Source organism: Saccharopolyspora sp. NPDC002578, from assembly GCF_053592695.1.
This window is the reverse complement of the sequence record NZ_JBSFWJ010000032.1, coordinates 1-14,616: the sequence shown is the minus strand read 5'-3', so window position 1 is coordinate 14,616 and position 14,616 is coordinate 1. Positions and strand designations below refer to the sequence as shown.

The 14,616-nt window shown below is 73.0% G+C and carries 17 protein-coding genes; 3 read left to right on the top strand and 14 right to left on the bottom strand.

The features are described 5' to 3' along the window. Positions 1-411 precede the first annotated feature (411 nt). Positions 412-1,968 carry an alpha/beta fold hydrolase gene (locus tag ACWD38_RS16790; protein ID WP_450124391.1) on the bottom strand — a complete coding sequence of 519 codons (1,557 nt, stop codon included), beginning with the start codon at positions 1,966-1,968 and terminating at the stop codon, positions 412-414. A gap of 229 nt (positions 1,969-2,197) precedes the next feature. Here ACWD38_RS16790 and ACWD38_RS16785 point away from each other — a divergent pair, with 229 nt between their 5' ends. Then, positions 2,198-3,100 (top strand): EamA family transporter, encoded by a 903-nt coding sequence (locus tag ACWD38_RS16785; protein ID WP_343071269.1) that lies wholly within the window; start codon positions 2,198-2,200, stop codon positions 3,098-3,100. 7 nt (positions 3,101-3,107) lie between these two features. Here ACWD38_RS16785 and ACWD38_RS16780 read toward each other — a convergent pair whose 3' ends face one another. From ACWD38_RS16780 to ACWD38_RS16725, 12 genes are all read right to left on the bottom strand, one after another. Beyond that, complete coding sequence (locus ACWD38_RS16780) at positions 3,108-3,989, bottom strand: 2-dehydropantoate 2-reductase (RefSeq protein WP_450124390.1); 882 nt, start codon at positions 3,987-3,989, stop codon at positions 3,108-3,110. A 58-nt stretch (positions 3,990-4,047) separates the two neighbouring features. Next, positions 4,048-5,148 (bottom strand): ATP-dependent DNA ligase, encoded by a 1,101-nt coding sequence (locus ACWD38_RS16775; RefSeq protein WP_184484945.1) that lies wholly within the window; start codon positions 5,146-5,148, stop codon positions 4,048-4,050. Between the two features lie 224 nt (positions 5,149-5,372). Continuing rightward, on the bottom strand, positions 5,373-6,014 hold the full coding sequence (amaP, locus tag ACWD38_RS16770; protein WP_184477998.1) for an alkaline shock response membrane anchor protein AmaP: 642 nt from the start codon (positions 6,012-6,014) through the stop codon (positions 5,373-5,375). Beyond that, positions 6,014-6,547 (bottom strand): DUF6286 domain-containing protein, encoded by a 534-nt coding sequence (locus tag ACWD38_RS16765; RefSeq protein WP_450124389.1) that lies wholly within the window; start codon positions 6,545-6,547, stop codon positions 6,014-6,016. Before ACWD38_RS16765 ends, amaP begins: the two co-directional genes overlap by 1 nt. A 4-nt stretch (positions 6,548-6,551) precedes the next feature. Further along, positions 6,552-6,965: an Asp23/Gls24 family envelope stress response protein gene (locus ACWD38_RS16760; protein ID WP_450124388.1), complete on the bottom strand. Its 414-nt coding sequence runs from the start codon at positions 6,963-6,965 to the stop codon at positions 6,552-6,554. Further along, positions 6,962-7,141: a hypothetical protein gene (locus ACWD38_RS16755; protein ID WP_184478001.1), complete on the bottom strand. Its 180-nt coding sequence runs from the start codon at positions 7,139-7,141 to the stop codon at positions 6,962-6,964. Before ACWD38_RS16755 ends, ACWD38_RS16760 begins: the two co-directional genes overlap by 4 nt. A gap of 67 nt (positions 7,142-7,208) precedes the next feature. After that, a complete protein-coding gene (locus ACWD38_RS16750) occupies positions 7,209-7,493 on the bottom strand; it encodes a hypothetical protein (RefSeq protein ID WP_450124387.1) in 285 nt (94 codons plus the stop codon). Continuing rightward, the gene (locus ACWD38_RS16745; RefSeq protein WP_184478003.1) at positions 7,490-7,858 is read right to left on the bottom strand and encodes a hypothetical protein; all 369 of its coding nucleotides are present in this window, start codon (positions 7,856-7,858) and stop codon (positions 7,490-7,492) included. The genes ACWD38_RS16750 and ACWD38_RS16745 overlap by 4 nt, the downstream gene beginning before the upstream one ends. 76 nt (positions 7,859-7,934) lie before the next feature. Then, the gene (locus tag ACWD38_RS16740; RefSeq protein ID WP_450124386.1) at positions 7,935-8,486 is read right to left on the bottom strand and encodes an Asp23/Gls24 family envelope stress response protein; all 552 of its coding nucleotides are present in this window, start codon (positions 8,484-8,486) and stop codon (positions 7,935-7,937) included. Between the two features lie 151 nt (positions 8,487-8,637). Next, entirely contained in the window at positions 8,638-9,207 is a 570-nt protein-coding gene (locus ACWD38_RS16735; protein WP_450124385.1) for a hypothetical protein, read from the bottom strand. Continuing rightward, positions 9,200-9,769 carry an RNA polymerase sigma factor gene (locus ACWD38_RS16730; RefSeq protein WP_343071270.1) on the bottom strand — a complete coding sequence of 190 codons (570 nt, stop codon included), beginning with the start codon at positions 9,767-9,769 and terminating at the stop codon, positions 9,200-9,202. Before ACWD38_RS16730 ends, ACWD38_RS16735 begins: the two co-directional genes overlap by 8 nt. Further along, on the bottom strand, positions 9,766-10,539 hold the full coding sequence (locus ACWD38_RS16725) for a pyrimidine reductase family protein (protein ID WP_425503535.1): 774 nt from the start codon (positions 10,537-10,539) through the stop codon (positions 9,766-9,768). Before ACWD38_RS16725 ends, ACWD38_RS16730 begins: the two co-directional genes overlap by 4 nt. Positions 10,540-10,696: 157 nt before the next feature. Between ACWD38_RS16725 and zapE the strand changes: the two genes are divergently transcribed. Then, entirely contained in the window at positions 10,697-11,725 is a 1,029-nt protein-coding gene (gene zapE / locus ACWD38_RS16720; RefSeq protein WP_184478007.1) for a cell division protein ZapE, read from the top strand. An 81-nt stretch (positions 11,726-11,806) separates the two neighbouring features. Here the strand turns inward: zapE and rocD are convergent, their stop codons facing one another. Beyond that, positions 11,807-13,051, bottom strand: a complete 1,245-nt coding sequence (gene rocD, locus ACWD38_RS16715) for an ornithine--oxo-acid transaminase (RefSeq protein WP_184478008.1) — start codon at positions 13,049-13,051, stop codon at positions 11,807-11,809. A 300-nt stretch (positions 13,052-13,351) separates the two neighbouring features. Here rocD and ACWD38_RS16710 point away from each other — a divergent pair, with 300 nt between their 5' ends. Further along, on the top strand, positions 13,352-14,392 hold the full coding sequence (locus tag ACWD38_RS16710; RefSeq protein WP_450124384.1) for a lactonase family protein: 1,041 nt from the start codon (positions 13,352-13,354) through the stop codon (positions 14,390-14,392). Positions 14,393-14,616: the final 224 nt, after the last annotated feature.

The following is a 14,616-nucleotide window of genomic DNA, read 5'->3' as shown; positions in this document are numbered from 1 at the left end:
GGTGGGTGTCGATCCCGAACGTGCGCACGTCCGTCGAGCCCGCTCCGTCGGGTCGGTGGCACGAACGGAGGATCGGCCTCGCCGGATCGGCCGCTCAGCGTTCCGGTAACGGATTGCAATGAGTGCATGCTGCCTGTTCAGCAGGTTGGCGGACGGCCGGTCCCTCGCCCGGCGGTGTCAGCGGTGGTGCTCCGGCGCGCACGATCGCTACCGCTGGTGCTCATGACGTGAGGAGAGAGCCATGGTTCCCACCGAGAACGAGACCACTCCGCAGGCCGGCGGGTGCAGCTGCTGCGCGAGCTGCAGCGGGCCCTCCTGCGGGTGTTGCTCGGGTTGCTGACCGGACGCCGCGGGTTCGGGGAAGCGCGGTCGCCGCGCCTCCCGGACCCGCGGACGCGCCTGGTGTCCTGATCAGGCGGGGCAGGCCATGCCGTCGGCGGGGATCGCGCCCTGCACGAGGAACCGGCTGACGGTGCCGGTCACGCAGTCCGAGCGGCCGATCGCGCCGTGTCCGGAACCCTGCCAGTTCACCGCGACACCGGTCGGCAGCTGCTCGGCCAGGTGCTTGCTGCTGAGCGCGGGGATCAGCGGGTCGTTCGCGGTGGTCACCACCGGGATCGGCGGCAGTCCGGGCACCGACGGCGGCGGTGGTTCCTCCTGCGGTTCGGGCCACTGCGCGCACCACGCGAGGCGTTGCGCGAACACCCCGCCGAACAGGGGACGCGTGCCGACCCATTCGGTCGCCACGTGCACGAGCCGCTCCGAGGGCAGTCGCAGCCGGGTGTCGTTGCAACTGGTGATCAGCGCACCGTCGAGCTGCGCCGGATCGGATCCCGTCTCCCGCACCATCGGTGCCGCGAGCGCGCTGATGGGGGCGCCGTCACCGGAGTTCGCCGCGGCCAGTGCCGCGCTCAGCTGCGGCCACCGCTTCGGCTCGCCCAGTTCGGCGAGCAGCACCCGCACGATCTTCCCGCCGCTGACCGGCCCGTCGGCGGTGGGCAGCGACGTCGTCCGGGTGCGTTCCACCAGTTCTTCCACCGTGCGGCGCGGATCCGGCCCCAGCGGGCAGGAATCCCGGCCGCGGCAGTCCGCGGCGAACGCGTCGAACGTCTGCTCCGCGCCCTGCGCCTGGGCGCCGGCCTCGCCCATCGCGTCCAGCTGCGGGTCCGGGCCGCCGTCGAACACCATCCGGCCCACCGAGTCGGGGTAGCGCTGCGCGTAGCTGGTGAGCACCCGCGCCGCTTCGCCGCGGCCGATGGCGTGCAGCTTCGGCACGTCCAGTTCGAGCCGCAGCTCCTCCAGGTCGGCGGCGGTGCGCCACGAGTCGTAGGCCTGCAACCGGTCGTCCAGGTCCAGCAGGCATTCCTGGCTCGACACCCGCACCGAGGTGAGCAACCGGTCCAGCGAGGCCCGGTCCGTCGCGCGCGGGTCGAAGCCGACGATGGACTCGCGCAGCGGCGGCGGCATGCAGTCCGCCGGGTCGGACTGGCCGGTGCCGCGCCGATCCATGCCGATGACCCGGAACGTGCTGAGCATCTCCGGCGGCATCGTCAGCGCCATCCGGGCCGCCACCGAGGTGCCCGGCTCGCCGTTGACGTCCCCCAGGACCACCAGCGGAATCCCGCCGGTACCGGTGCTCAGCAGCGCGGCGCGGGTGGTGCCCTCCGCCGGTGCCTCCGGGGAGTCCAACGTGGTCAGCAGCTGCGAGCAGGAGAACGACGGCCCCCGCGCGGGCAGCGAGAGCTCCTCCCGCGTTTCGCCGGTGCAGTCCTCCCAGTTCAGGGCGCTGCCCGCGGACGGCCCGAGCGCCGGTAGCGGAGCGGGACCGGGTGGTTTCGGGGCGGGGGCGACGGGCTGCTCGGCGTCGTTGTAGGCGACCGCGGGGCGCTGCGACGGCCCCGCCGAGCACCCGGCGGCGACCACGGCGAGCAGCAGCAGGGCACCGATGCGATGGCTGGTGCGCGGCACGACTGCTCCTCTGGCGTGGGCGGATCCTGCGCTGAGCATCGCATGATCGGCGTGTGTCCGAGGTGAGGGGGCGGCGCGCGGTGCGGGGCTCGTCGCAATCCGGTTGGGCGAGGTGGAGCCGACGGCTACGGTTCGCCGGGTTCTCGTACCGGCGAGCACGGCGGTGGAGCCGGGTGCGGGGGAGTGGGCGGACCGGGCGCGCGCCCGGCCGGGAACAGGAGGAGCAGGCGTGGTCGCGGTGAACATGGACGGTGCGTCGTCGAGCGGACGGCCGATGTGGAGCGGTGTGCAGCCGGTCCTGGCGCGCGGTTTCGGCGCCGTCCCGCCCCCGGTGCTGGTGCTGCTGGGCGTGATCAGCCTGCAGGTCGGTGCCGCGTTCGCCAAGCAGCTGTTCGCGCTGGCGGGCGCGTCCGGCGTGGTCACGTTGCGGCTGCTGTTCGCGGCGCTGGTGCTGCTGGTGATCTGGCGGCCCTCGTTGCGGTTGGACCGCAGGACGCTGCTCGTCGTCGCCGGGTACGGCGCGGTGCTGGCCGCGATGAACATCTGCCTCTACCAGTCGATCGACCGCATCCCGCTGGGCGTCGCGGTGACCATCGAGTTCCTGGGGCCGTTGAGCGTGGCCGTGTTCGGCTCGCGGCGGAAGCTGGACCTGCTGTGGGCGGTGCTCGCGGGGCTCGGCGTGCTGCTGCTGTCCCGAGTGGAGGGCGGCCTGGACCCGGTGGGGGTCGCGTTCGCGCTGGCCGCCGCCGTGCTGTGGGCGTCCTACATCCTGCTGGGCGCGAAGTTGGGGCAGCACACCAGCGGCGGCAACGGCCTCGCGCTCGGCATGGCGTTCGCCGCGCTGGTCGCGCTGCCGTTCGGCATCTCGGGCGGTGGCGCGGAGCTGCTGTCCCCGGCCGTGCTCGCCGCGGGCCTGGTGGTGGCGCTGATGTCCTCGGTGGTGCCGTATTCGCTGGAGCTGGAGGCGCTGCGGCGGATGCCGCCGCGCGTGTTCGGGGTGCTGATGAGCCTGGAACCCGCGGTCGCGGCGCTCGCCGGACTGCTGGTGCTGCACGAGGCGCTCGGCGTGGTGCAGTGGCTGGCCATCAGCTGCGTGGTGCTGGCCTCCATCGGCGCGACTCGCGCTCAGTAGCGGCCGGTCAGCGGTTCTCGGGCAGGGCGCGCAGCAAGGTCAGCAGGGTCTCGTTGCGGGGCACCGGGATGCCGTGGCGCCGCGCGGCCCGCACCAGCGCGCCCGTGATGTGCTCGTGCTCGGTGCGCAGCCCGGCTTCCCGGTCGTAGAGCATCGAGGTCCCGGTGCCGGGGGCGAGCACTTCGAACGCCTCGATGGCCCGGTCGGCGTCGGCGGTCCCGAGCTCCGCTCCTTCGGCCCTGGCCACGGCGACGCCTTCGGTCACCACGGCCTTCGCCAGCGCCATCACCTCGCCGTCGGCGAACACGTCGAGCCGCCGCATGGTCAGCGCCGAGATCGGGTTGGCGGCCAGGTTCGTGAGCATCTTGCGCCAGGTCTCGGTGCGGAAGTCGTCGGTGGCGGTGACCTCAGGGTCGCTGAGCACCGCCCTCAGCCGCTCACCGAGCGTCCCGGCGGGCACCACCAGACGGAGCTTCGCGGAGTGCCTGCGCACGTGGCCCGCCCGCACGCGTTCGGCGCCGCCGTAGAGCAGCGCGGGCAGCACGGGTGAGCGCGCGAGCAGCGGTGCGAGCGAGTCGTGGTGCTCCACGCCGTTCTGCACGGCCACCACCGGGGTGCCCTCGGCGTCGAACGCGCTCAGCCAGTCCCCGGCACCGCCGACGTCCTGGACCTTCGTCGCCACCAGCACCCAGTCGACCGGACCGGCCTGGGCGGGATCGGTGATGACCCGCACCGGTACTTCCCGGCGACCGTCCGGGGTGTCGAGGACCAGCACCTCGAACGGGGTGCGCACGCAGAGGACGACTTCGTGACCGGTGTCCTGCGCCGCGGCGGCCAGCGCGCCGCCGACGGCGCCGCCCCCGATCACGGCGATTCGTTGGGTTCGCACGGAACGTGACGGTACCGGTGCGGGACCGAGGCCCGAGCCGCGTCCCGGTGGACCGGGCTCAGCTCCGACCGGCCTCACCGCGCAGCACCGCGTCCAGGTCGTAGCGGGCGGGTTCGTCGAGCTGGTCGTAGCGGCACGAAGCCGGGTCGCGGTCGGGGCGCCAGCGCACGAACTGCGTGGTGTGGCGGAACCGGGACGGTACCGCGCCCTCGGTGTGGTCGTAGGCGACTTCGGCGACCCGTTCCGGGCGCAACGGCTGCCACGGTTGTTCGGAGCTGCGCCAGCGGTTGATCGAACCGGGCAGTCTGCGCCCGTCCGCGGCGTGCTCGCCGACCCACGGGTGCTCGCCGTCGGTGCGCAGCGGGCTCAGCTCGGCGGCGAGCTCGCGGCGCCGCGCGGCGGGGAAGGCGCCGACCACGCCCACGTGGTGCAGCACGCCGTGCTCGTCGTGCAGCCCGAGCAGCAGCGACCCGACGGCGGTGCCGGGTTCGGTGCCGGTGTGCCAGCGCAGGCCGGCGACGACGCAGTCCGCGGTGCGCGCGTGCTTGATCTTGAGCATGGTGCGCTTGCCGGGCAGGTAGGGGGCTTCGGCGTCCTTGCCGATGATGCCGTCGAGCCCCGCGCCTTCGAACACCCGGAACCACTCGGTCGCCGTGGCGCGGTCCGCGGTCATGGGCGTCGTGAGCAGCTCCGGGCCGGTCAGTTGCAGCGCGTCCAAGCGCTGCCTGCGCTCGGAGAACGGTTGTTCGCGCAGGTCCGCGTCGTCGAGGGCGAGCAGGTCGAAGGCGATGAACCGGGCCGGGGTCCGCTCCGCGAGCGCTCGGACCCGGCTGGCGGCGGGGTGGATCCGTTCGCCCAGCGCGTCCCAGTCGAGCCGCTCGCCGTGCTCGTCGGAGCGCACCACGACCAGCTCGCCGTCGAGCACCACCGGACGCCGCAACCGCTCCTCGACGGCGCGCAGCACCTCCGGGAAGTACCGGTTGAGCGACTTGCCGGTCCGGGACTGCAGCACGACGGGTTCGGCTCCGCCGGGATCGGCGAACACCAGGCAGCGGAACCCGTCCCACTTCGGTTCGAAGCACATCCCGGCCCGGTCGGGAATGCCGTCGACCGGGCCGGCCAGCATCGGCTTCACCGGCGGATGCACGTTCAACGCCACCAGAACCTCCCGGAGGGTGCGGTCGATGCCCAGTACGGTCCGCGAGTTCGGCCCGACCCGCGCGTCGGGGTCGCCGGAGCCCGTCCTGGACATGGTCCTGCGCGGCGGTGCGGGTGGCGAACCACAACGGCCTCCGCACCGGAACCGATTTCCGGCGAGCGGTGAAATCGGTGTCCTGGTGAGGAGGCCGTTGGTGGTCGCTGCTCGGGACGGGGCGGAAGGCCTCAGCGCACGCGCTGGCGCGCCGCCCGGTCCAGCTGCAGGCGGACCGCGGTCGGCATCGCTTCCACGTCGAGGGCGCGGCGGGCGCGGGAGAGGACCTTGTCGTCCAGCTCCTCCCACACGTGCCGCACGTTGGTGCCTTCCTGCAGCGCGAGCGTGAGCCGCACGTTCGGCCGCTGCGGGGTGCCGGCCATCCGCACCTTGGCGCGGGTCACGCCGGTGACGTTCTCCGCGTCGGTGCGCACGGCCTCGGTCAGCGCGCTGGAGGTGATCGTCGCGGACCCCTCGGAGTCGCCGTGCAGCTGCAGGTCGGGACGTCCTTCGGGGCGCAGCGCCCGCAGCAGCCACCAGAGCCCCAGCAGTGCCAGCACGATCCCCGCCACGATCGCCACCCCGTAGGTGAGCGGCCGGTGGCCGGTGATCCACTGGGTGACCATCGGGTCCAGCACCGAGCGTTGCGCGCGGAACCGGCCGAGCCAGCCCGCGCCGACGACGAGCGCCAGCAGACCGGCGAGCAGCAGCACCAGCCCGAGCACCGTGAGCAGCGACCGCTCGAATCCGAGCGATCGGCCGATCGCCGTGCGGCTGGGCCGGGCCGAGGACGCGGCGGGCTTCTCGGCGGTGGCAGTGGCTTCGCGGGACATCACCGCTCCTTCGCGGGGGAGACCGACACCGACACTCGGGGCCGGCGCTGCAACGGCAGGTCGCCGACGGCGGACGTGGCCGTCTTCGACACGCGGTCCCGGAGGTCGCCGAGGGTCCGGAACCGGCTGTGGGCCTTCACCTTCACCCGGCGGCGGTCCGCGGTGACCGAGGCGCCGGACACCCCGTCCTCCGCGCGCACCCGGTGGCCGACCAGCCGCGCCAGCGAACGCGGATCGGTGGTCACGGTGACTTCGGGGGCCGGATCCATCAGCCGCACTTCGCTGCGCCCGGCTCGGGCCGCCGCCAGCAGCAGGATCAGGCCGAGCAGCGCGGCCACCGCGGCGGCCACCCGCGTCGCGACGTCCTGCCAGCTCAGCCCGCGCAGCGCGGACCCGGCCGACGACCAGGGCACCAGCACTCCACCGGAGCCGGGGCTGACCCACGCCCCAATGGCTTCCACGATCAGCAGCACACCCGCGGCGAGGGCGATCAGCCCGGCCACGGCGGTGATCAAACGGACAACGGCACGCACGGGCTCACTCCACTCGGTCTCGTTTCGGGGCGGACACCAGCGCGGACACGACGACCTCGACCGAGGCCACCCGGCAGCCGGCGAGCCGGTCGAGCTCGTCGCGGACGCGTTCGCGCACCGCGCGCACCGTCTCGCGCACCGGGGCGGGGTAGCTCACCGCCAGGTCCAGCCGGACCTGCAGTTCCCGGTCGGGTCCGGTCAGCCGGGCGCTGGAGCCCTGGGTGCCGACGCCGACACCGGCGATCCGCCGCGGCGCCCGGGTGGTCCCGGAGGCGCCGTCCGCGGCGTGTTCGGCGATCTTGCGCAGCACCGACCGGTCGATGGTGAGCTCGCCGCGGTCGGCGGCCCCATCGTTTCCGGAGGTCTGCTCGGTCGCGGGCTCGGCGGCCCTGGCCCGCTCGGTGGCGGGGGCGCTCATCGGTCCTTGCCCCGGCCGAGGAAGTCGCCGATCTCCAGCTCGCCGTCCAGGACGCGGCCGACGATCAAGCCGATCGCCCCGAGCACCAGGGCGATGAGGAATCCGGTGAAACCCCCGAGTGCGGCGGCCACACCGAGGAGGAGGCCGGCGAACAGGCCGGACTGCGTTGCGTTCATCGTGGGAGAAACCTTCCTGACTGGGAGGGCCGTTCGTCGGCTGGCACATCATCGGCGGGTGGGGCGATCACCGCACGCGGGTGCGGCGTTTCCGCAGCCGCCAGATCCGGATCCGGCGCAGCGCGCCGTGCAGACCGCGTTCACCGGGCACGATGACCACCGGGGCGTCGTAGCGGTCCGGTGGTCGGTTCGGGGCCGGGGAACCGGGGGTTCGGACGGCCTCGTCGCGGCGGGCGCGCAGTTCCGCAAGGCCCGCGGCGAAGGTCTCGGGGTCACCGCCCACATCGGGGTGGTGGGCGCGGACGAACGCGCGCAGGCGAGCCCGCGCGTCGTCGTCCGGCGTACCCGTCATCTGCCGCGCGCCTCGCTTCCGCTCGGGGCATCGGCGTCGTCCGAGGTGATCACGTCGACGACGGTGATGTCGACCGGGACCGGGCCGGTCACGGCGAGCACCCGCTGCCGCAGCGCGGCCACGATCTCCGGCAGCGGATCGGTCATGCGCAGCACCACGCCGACCTCCACGGGTTCACCGGCGCCGCTCGCGCGCACCCCGGTGACCTGGCGGCCGGGCAGGTAGGCGGCGATGGTGCCGTGCACGCCGCCGTCCAGCCGTGCCACCGCCGGATGGGTGTGGACCGCTTCGGCGATCCGGTCGGCGAGCCGGTCGTCGCCTTCGGGGGTTACCCGGCCGCGGTCACCGGGAGCGGATTCGGTCATGTCGGTGTCCTTCGAGAGCGGGCCGGGACGGGGGAACGCGTGGTCCCGGTCGGGGTAGCCGGGACCACGCGCGTTCTCATTCCACTCGGGACGAGGAGCCGGTGCTCTGGCCACCGTTGCCGTTGTCCTCGTCGTCCTCCGACGGGAGGTGGATGTCGTTGACCGCGATGTTGACCTCGATGACCTCGAGGCCGGTCATCCGCTCGACGCCGGTGATGACGTTGCGGCGCACCGCGCGGGCCAGCTCGACGATGGAGGCGCCGTACTCGACGACGATGTCCAGGTCGATCGCGGCCTGCTTCTCGCCGACCTCGACCTGCACGCCGGAGGTCGTGCTGGAGCTGGACCCGCCGCCACCGGGGATGCGCTCGCGGATGGCGCCGAAGGCGCGCGAGACGCCACCGCCCATGGCGTGCACGCCGGAGATCTCCCGCGCGGCGATTCCGGCGATCTTCTGCACCACGGAGGCGGCGATCGTCGTCTTGCCCTGGTTGGTGTCGTCGGCGAGCCGGGCGGGGGTGCTGGCGCTGGCGCTGCCGCCGGTGGCGAGGCCCTTGCCGCCGCCGGACGACGTGGTCCCGCTCTGGGCCTCGGTGCTCGGCGTGGACGTACCGCTCGTCTGGGCCATGAAAGGGCTCCTTCCCCTGCGAAGATCCTGGTTGTCGCCGTGTTCGTCATCGCAGCGACCGGGTCGGTCTGCGAAATCCGGGACGGAAGATCAGATGCCCGTGATCCCGGAACATCGCGGAACTATGACGCAAGTCACTTTCTTGAGCTGATCACGAGCTTTGCGGAGGTGTCACATCGGCGATCCGCACCCACACCGCCGGTGCGGCCGCGCCGAGGTGCTCCCGCAACGCCCGGCCCAGATCATCCTGCAGTTGCGCGGCCAGCGCAGGAGCAGGCAATCCGTAGTCGATCACCACGTCCACCCGGATCTCCTGCACGTCCCCGGTGCAGGCCAGCAGCCGGGTGCCGCGCCGGTCGGCGAGCAGTTCCAGGCTCAACCGCCGCGCCAGCACCAGCGTCGCCTGCGGCGCCACCCGCAGCATGCCGAGTTCCTGGGCCACTTCCGCCGGGGAACCCGCGGCGCCGCCGCGCGCCCGGCGCACCGTGAGCAGCGTGCGGGATATCAGTCCTTCGGGTGGTTCGACGGAGAGTTCCGCGGCTCGCCGCACGGGTTCCCAGCCGCCGGGGGCCAGCTCGGCGAGTTCCGCCCGGCAGTGCGGGCAGGTCCGCGCGTGCGCCGCGAAGTCGTCGGGGGCGTCGCCCGCGAGGTGGTCGACGAGTTCGCCGACGGTGTGGCCGCAGGGCAGCACTTGATCCGGGTCGAAGGAAGGCTCACCCATGGTGCATCTCCTTCAACCTGGACAGCAGGGCGAGCCGAGCGCGGTGCAGCCGCGATCGCAACGCCGTCACGTTCACCTCTAGCACCTCGGCGATCTGTTCGTAAGACATGCCCTCGAACTCGCGCAGCACCAGCGGCACCCGCTGGGACGGTTCCAGCGTGGCGATGGCGCGGTGCACCAGGTCGGCCTCCTCGGCGCGCACCGCGTGACCTTCGGGGTTGCCGGAGTCGTGGTCGGAGACGAGGTGGCTCATCGATTCGTCGCTGATGTCCATCGCGACCGTGTTCTTGCGCCGCCGGACCTGGCCGAGCGCGGCGTTGGTGACCACCCGGTACAGCCACGTCGTCGGCGCGGAATCACCGCGGAACCGGGACAGCGACCGCCACGCGGAGACCCAGGCGTCCTGCACCGCGTCCTCGGCTTCGGCCTGGTCGTTGAGGATCCGGTAGGCCACCCGGTACATGGAGCGGGTGTGCCTGCGGACCAGTTCGTCGAAGGCCACCCCATCGCCGCGCTGGGCGGCGGCCATGAGGTTCGCGTCGCTGTCGGCCCGCTCGGTCACGCCCGGAGTCTCCCGTACCGCAGCAGCAGCAGCGATTCCTCCGCGTGCAGCGCGGACAGCAGCCGCATCGGGTGCGGTGCGGCCAGGTCCGGGCCGTGCGCGATGCGGCCGGCGCCGCCACCGGCGAGCAGCGGCGAGACGGTGAGGCACAGCTCGTCGACGAGGTCCGCGGCGACGAGGTCGCCGAACAGCCGCGGCCCGCCTTCGCAGCCGACGCGCAGCAGCCCGCGTTCGCCGAGCGCGGCCAGCGCCGCGGTCAGGTCCACGCCGCCGGTCCCGGCGACCACGACGTCGGCGCCCGCGTCGGCCAGCACGGCTCGGCGTGCTTCGGGGGCGTCGGCGCAGGTGATCACGATGGGTGGGACGACGGTGTCGGTCAGCAGCGGCGAGTCCGGTTCCAGCGAGCAGCGGCCCGTCACCACCGCGATCGGGGGTACCTCGGCGAGCCCGAACCGCGCCCGGCGTTCCGCGTCGACCTCGCTGCGCTCGACCCCGCGGTAGCCCTCGGTCAGCGCGGTGCCCGCTCCGACCAGGACCACGTCGGAGAGGTCCCGGATCAGCGCCATCGCGACCCGGTCGGCGGGCGAGGACAGGCCGCGGGAGCTGCCGCGCACGGTGACCGCGCCGTCGAGGCTGGACACGAAGTTCGTGCGCAGCCACGGCCGCGCGAGGTTCGCGGGGTAGTCGTAGAACGCTTCGACCTCGGGCGTCACTTCGGCCGGAGTCGTCGTGCTGAGGGGTTCGCCGCCAGGGGGCCACAGCCTGTCCACCCGTCCATCCCAACACGGCTCGCGCGGGGCGCATGGGGAGGGGCTGCTCACGGCGCCGGTCCGGTGACGCCCCGCGACCTGGGGTGAAGTCCGCGTCCGCGCTCGGGGTGACCACTGCCACCGGTTTCGGCCGCGGCGGCGGTTATAGGGTCGGCGCATGACCGCCGCACGCCTCATCGACCGCCGCCCCGAGCTGAGCCCGGCCGACATGGTCGACGCGATGACGCCGCCGCCGCGGTTCGACGAGGCGCGGTTCGAGACCTACGTCCCGAACCCGGAGGAGCCGAGCCAGGCCGCCGCGGTCGAGTCGTGCCGCGCGTTCGCGGACCGCTCCGGCGCCGCCCGCGGCAACAACGGCGGGTGGTGGCGTTCGCTGTTCGGCGGGGGCCGGGCTCCCGAGGGCAAGCAGGGCCTGTACTTGGACGGCGGGTTCGGCGTCGGCAAGACGCACCTGCTGGCCTCGCTGTGGCACGCCGTTCCCGGGCCGAAGTCCTACGGCACGTTCGTCGAGGTCACCAACCTCGTCGGCGCGCTCGGGTTCACCGAGACGGTGAACCGGCTCTCGGCGCACCGGCTGCTGGCGATCGACGAGTTCGAACTGGACGATCCCGGCGACACGATGCTGGTCACGCAGCTGATCGCGAAGCTCACCGAGGCGGGCGTGCACATCGCGGCCACCTCCAACACGCTGCCCGGCAAGCTCGGCGAGGGCCGGTTCGCGGCGGTGGACTTCCTGCGGGAGATCCACGCGATGTCCGAGCGGTTCGAGGTGCTGCGCGTCGACGGGCCGGACTACCGCCATCGCGGCCTGCCCGACCCGCCGGAGCCGATGGACGACGCGGAGCTCGCGGCGGAGGCGGACTCGCTGCCCGGCGCGACGCTCGACGACTTCGACGCGCTGTGCGATCACCTGGCCGGCGTGCACCCGTCGAAGTACGGCCGCCTGGTCGACGACGTCGCGGCGGTGCACCTGCGCGGCCTGCACGCGGCCCCGAACCAGACGGTGGGCCTGCGCCTGGTCGCCTTCGCCGACCGCCTCTACGACCGGGCCGTCCCGGTGCGGGTGTCGGGCGAGCCGCTGTCCGCGCTGTTCACCGAGGAGATGCTGCGCGGCGGCTACCGCAAGAAGTACCTGCGCGCACTCAGCCGCCTCACCGCCCTGTCCCGGGACACCGTCAAGTCCTGAGGTCCCGAGGTCGGTCGTTCCCGGTGTCGCGACCGCCCGGGCCGCGCCGCTGACGCGGCGCGGCCTCGTCGCTGGAGGGGGTCAGCGGCGGAGCGCGGTCGTGATCGCGTCGATGCCCTGGTCGAGCTCCTCGCGGGTGATCGTCAGCGGCGGGGCGATGCGCAGGGTGGTGTCCTGGGTTTCCTTGCACAGCACGCCGTTCTCGGCGAGCCGTTCGCTGATCCGGCGTCCGCTCGGCCCGCCGGGGGAGATCTCCACACCGGCCCACAGCCCGCGCCCGCGCACTTCGGCGACGCCGTGGCCGACGAGTTCGCCGAGCCGGGCGTGCAGGTGCGCGCCGAGTTCGCGGGAGCGCCGCTGGTGCTCGCCGGTCGCCAGCAGCCGCACCACGGCCCGCCCGACGGCGCAGGCCAGCGGGTTCCCGCCGAACGTGGAGCCGTGCTCGCCGGGGCGCAGCACGCCGAGCACGGCGCGGCTGCCGACGACGGCGGAGACGGGCAGCAGGCCGCCGCCGAGGGCCTTGCCCAGGGTGTAGAGGTCCGCGCGCACGCCGTCGTGGTCGCAGGCGAGCAGTTCGCCGGTGCGGGCCAGGCCGGATTGGATCTCGTCGGCGATGAGCAGCACGTTGCGGTCGTCGCAGAGCTCGCGCAGCCTGCGCAGGTAACCGGCGGGCGGCACCACGACGCCCGCTTCGCCCTGCAGCGGTTCGACGAGGACGGCGGCGGTGCGGTCGGTGATCGCGTCCTCGACGGCGGCGGCGTCGCCGTAGGCGGTGACGGTGAAGCCGGGGGTGAACGGCCCGAAGTCGGCGCGGGCCGTGGAGTCGGTGGAGAACGACACGATCGTGGTGGTGCGGCCGTGGAAGTTGGAGCCGGCGACGATGATCTCGGCTCGGTCCGCGGGCACGCCCTTGACCTGGTACGCCCACTTCCGGGCGATCTTGATGGCCGATTCGACGGCTTCGGCGCCGGAGTTCATCAGCAGCACCTGCTCGGTGCCGGTGAGCTCGGCCAGTTCGCGGCAGAACGGGCCGAACTGGTCGTGGTGGAACGCGCGGCTGGTCAGCGTGACCCGCCCGAGCTGCTCGGTGGCGGCGGCGACGAGGTCGGGGTGGCGGTGCCCGAAGTTCAGCGCCGAGTACCCCGCCAGGAAGTCCAGGTAGCGGCGACCGTCCACATCGGTCATCCACGCACCCTCGGCTTCGGCGATCACGACCGGCAACGGGTGGTAGTTGTGCGCGCTGTAGTCGTCGTCGAGGCGCAGGAACTCGGAGGTGCGGGAGGTCCCGGCCGCGGTGGGCAGGGTCTCGGGCGAGGCGGAGGTCATGCTGTTCAGGCTATTCCGGCCCAGGCCTTCGTTTCAGCCGTGAGATGTTGCTTCTTTCGGCGGATCGTTGCGTGATCCGGCCTGATCGCGAAACGTTTCGCGATCGGCGGTCGCCCCGTTCGGGGCTGTCGGGGACGCCGCGCCGCGCGCTACTGTCGGGCCCGGTTCGATGAACAACGCGTGTACTGTCGATGACTCAGCGTGTGCGGATCGCGTTCCCGGGATGGTCGGTCCCGGTGCGCTGGCACGCGGTTCGCGTGCGCGCAGCAGAAGGTCCCGGAACATCGGTGGAGGTCGCTCATGCCGGAGGACGCGCAGTATCGGGTGTACGTGGGGGCTTACACCGGTCCGGAGTCGGCGGCGAACGGGATCCGCCTCGCGTTCGCCGATGCGGCGGGGCGGTTGCGGTGCACCGACACGGTCGCCGACACCTACGAGCCGTCGTTCCTGGCGCTGGCGCCGGACGGCGCGACGTTGTTCGCGGTGAACGAGGTCGCGCACGGCCGGGTGGTGGCGTTCGACGTGCGCCCGGACGGCACGCTCGCCGAGATCAACTCGCAGCCCACGCACGGGTCGGCGCCGTGCCACCTGAGCGTGCACCCCTCCGGCCGGTTCCTGCTCACCGCGAACTACCTGTCGGGCAACGTCGTGGTGCACCCGATCGGGGAGGGCGGGGTGCTGCGGGAGGCGTGCCACGCGGTGCAGCACAGCGGGCAGGGTCCGGACAAGGACCGCCAGGAGGGGCCGCACGCGCACCAGATCGTGCCGTCCCCGGACGGTCGTTTCGTGCTCGCCGCCGATCTGGGCACGGACGCGGTGTACGTGTACGCGTTCGACGCGGACACCGGGCACATGGTGCTCAAGCACGAGGTCGCGTGGGAGGCGGGCACCGGGCCCCGGCACCTCGCGTTCCACCCGGACGGCGACCGCGGCTACCTGGTGGGGGAGCTGACTTCGACGATCACCGAGTTCGAGTTCGACCCCGACGGCGGGACGGTGCGACCGGGCCGGACGCTCCCGCTGCTCCCGGCGGACTTCGCGGGCACGAGCCTGGCCGCGGAGGTCGTGGTCTCCCCGGACGGCCGCTTCGTGTTCGCCTCGAACCGGGGCCACGACAGCATCGCGGTGTTCTCCGCCGCCGGCTTCGAACCCGTCGGCATCTTCCCGGCCGGTGTCCGCGGCCCCCGCCACGTAGCCCTCTCCCCGCAGGGAGACGTCCTCTACGCCGCAGGCGAGCTCAGCGACACCATCCAGGCCTTCGCCGTCTCCACCACAGGCGCCCTCACCCCGATCACAGACCCGGCGTCCTCCCCAACCCCGGTGTGCCTGCTCCCGGTCTAGCGGACGCATAGCCGACCACCCAACCACCCGACCACCACTGCGACCCGCAGACCACGGCCATGCCTTGCGGCCGAAGGCCGTGCCTGTATGTGCGAAGCACATAGCCCACGTCGAGAAGCCCTCACCCGCGGGTTCTCAGTCGGTCTGTCGCGAGGACAGCTTTTTCCCTCGTGGCGGAGCCACTTGGGAAAAAGATCCCGCAGCGACAGACCGACTGAGGTTCC

What these genes read in the sequence shown, in the direction of transcription:
- amaP (WP_184477998.1), bottom strand. Translation starts at nt 6,014, where the DNA reads ATGTCCCGCGAAGCCACTGCCACCGCCGAGAAGCCCGCCGCGTCCTCG.
- ACWD38_RS16760 (WP_450124388.1), bottom strand. Translation starts at nt 6,965, where the DNA reads ATGAGCGCCCCCGCCACCGAGCGGGCCAGGGCCGCCGAGCCCGCGACC.
- ACWD38_RS16755 (WP_184478001.1), bottom strand. Translation starts at nt 7,141, where the DNA reads ATGAACGCAACGCAGTCCGGCCTGTTCGCCGGCCTCCTCCTCGGTGTG.
- ACWD38_RS16750 (WP_450124387.1), bottom strand. Translation starts at nt 7,493, where the DNA reads ATGACGGGTACGCCGGACGACGACGCGCGGGCTCGCCTGCGCGCGTTC.
- ACWD38_RS16745 (WP_184478003.1), bottom strand. Translation starts at nt 7,858, where the DNA reads ATGACCGAATCCGCTCCCGGTGACCGCGGCCGGGTAACCCCCGAAGGC.
- ACWD38_RS16740 (WP_450124386.1), bottom strand. Translation starts at nt 8,486, where the DNA reads ATGGCCCAGACGAGCGGTACGTCCACGCCGAGCACCGAGGCCCAGAGC.
- ACWD38_RS16735 (WP_450124385.1), bottom strand. Translation starts at nt 9,207, where the DNA reads ATGGGTGAGCCTTCCTTCGACCCGGATCAAGTGCTGCCCTGCGGCCAC.
- zapE (WP_184478007.1), top strand. Translation starts at nt 10,697, where the DNA reads ATGACCGCCGCACGCCTCATCGACCGCCGCCCCGAGCTGAGCCCGGCC.
- rocD (WP_184478008.1), bottom strand. Translation starts at nt 13,051, where the DNA reads ATGACCTCCGCCTCGCCCGAGACCCTGCCCACCGCGGCCGGGACCTCC.
- ACWD38_RS16710 (WP_450124384.1), top strand. Translation starts at nt 13,352, where the DNA reads ATGCCGGAGGACGCGCAGTATCGGGTGTACGTGGGGGCTTACACCGGT.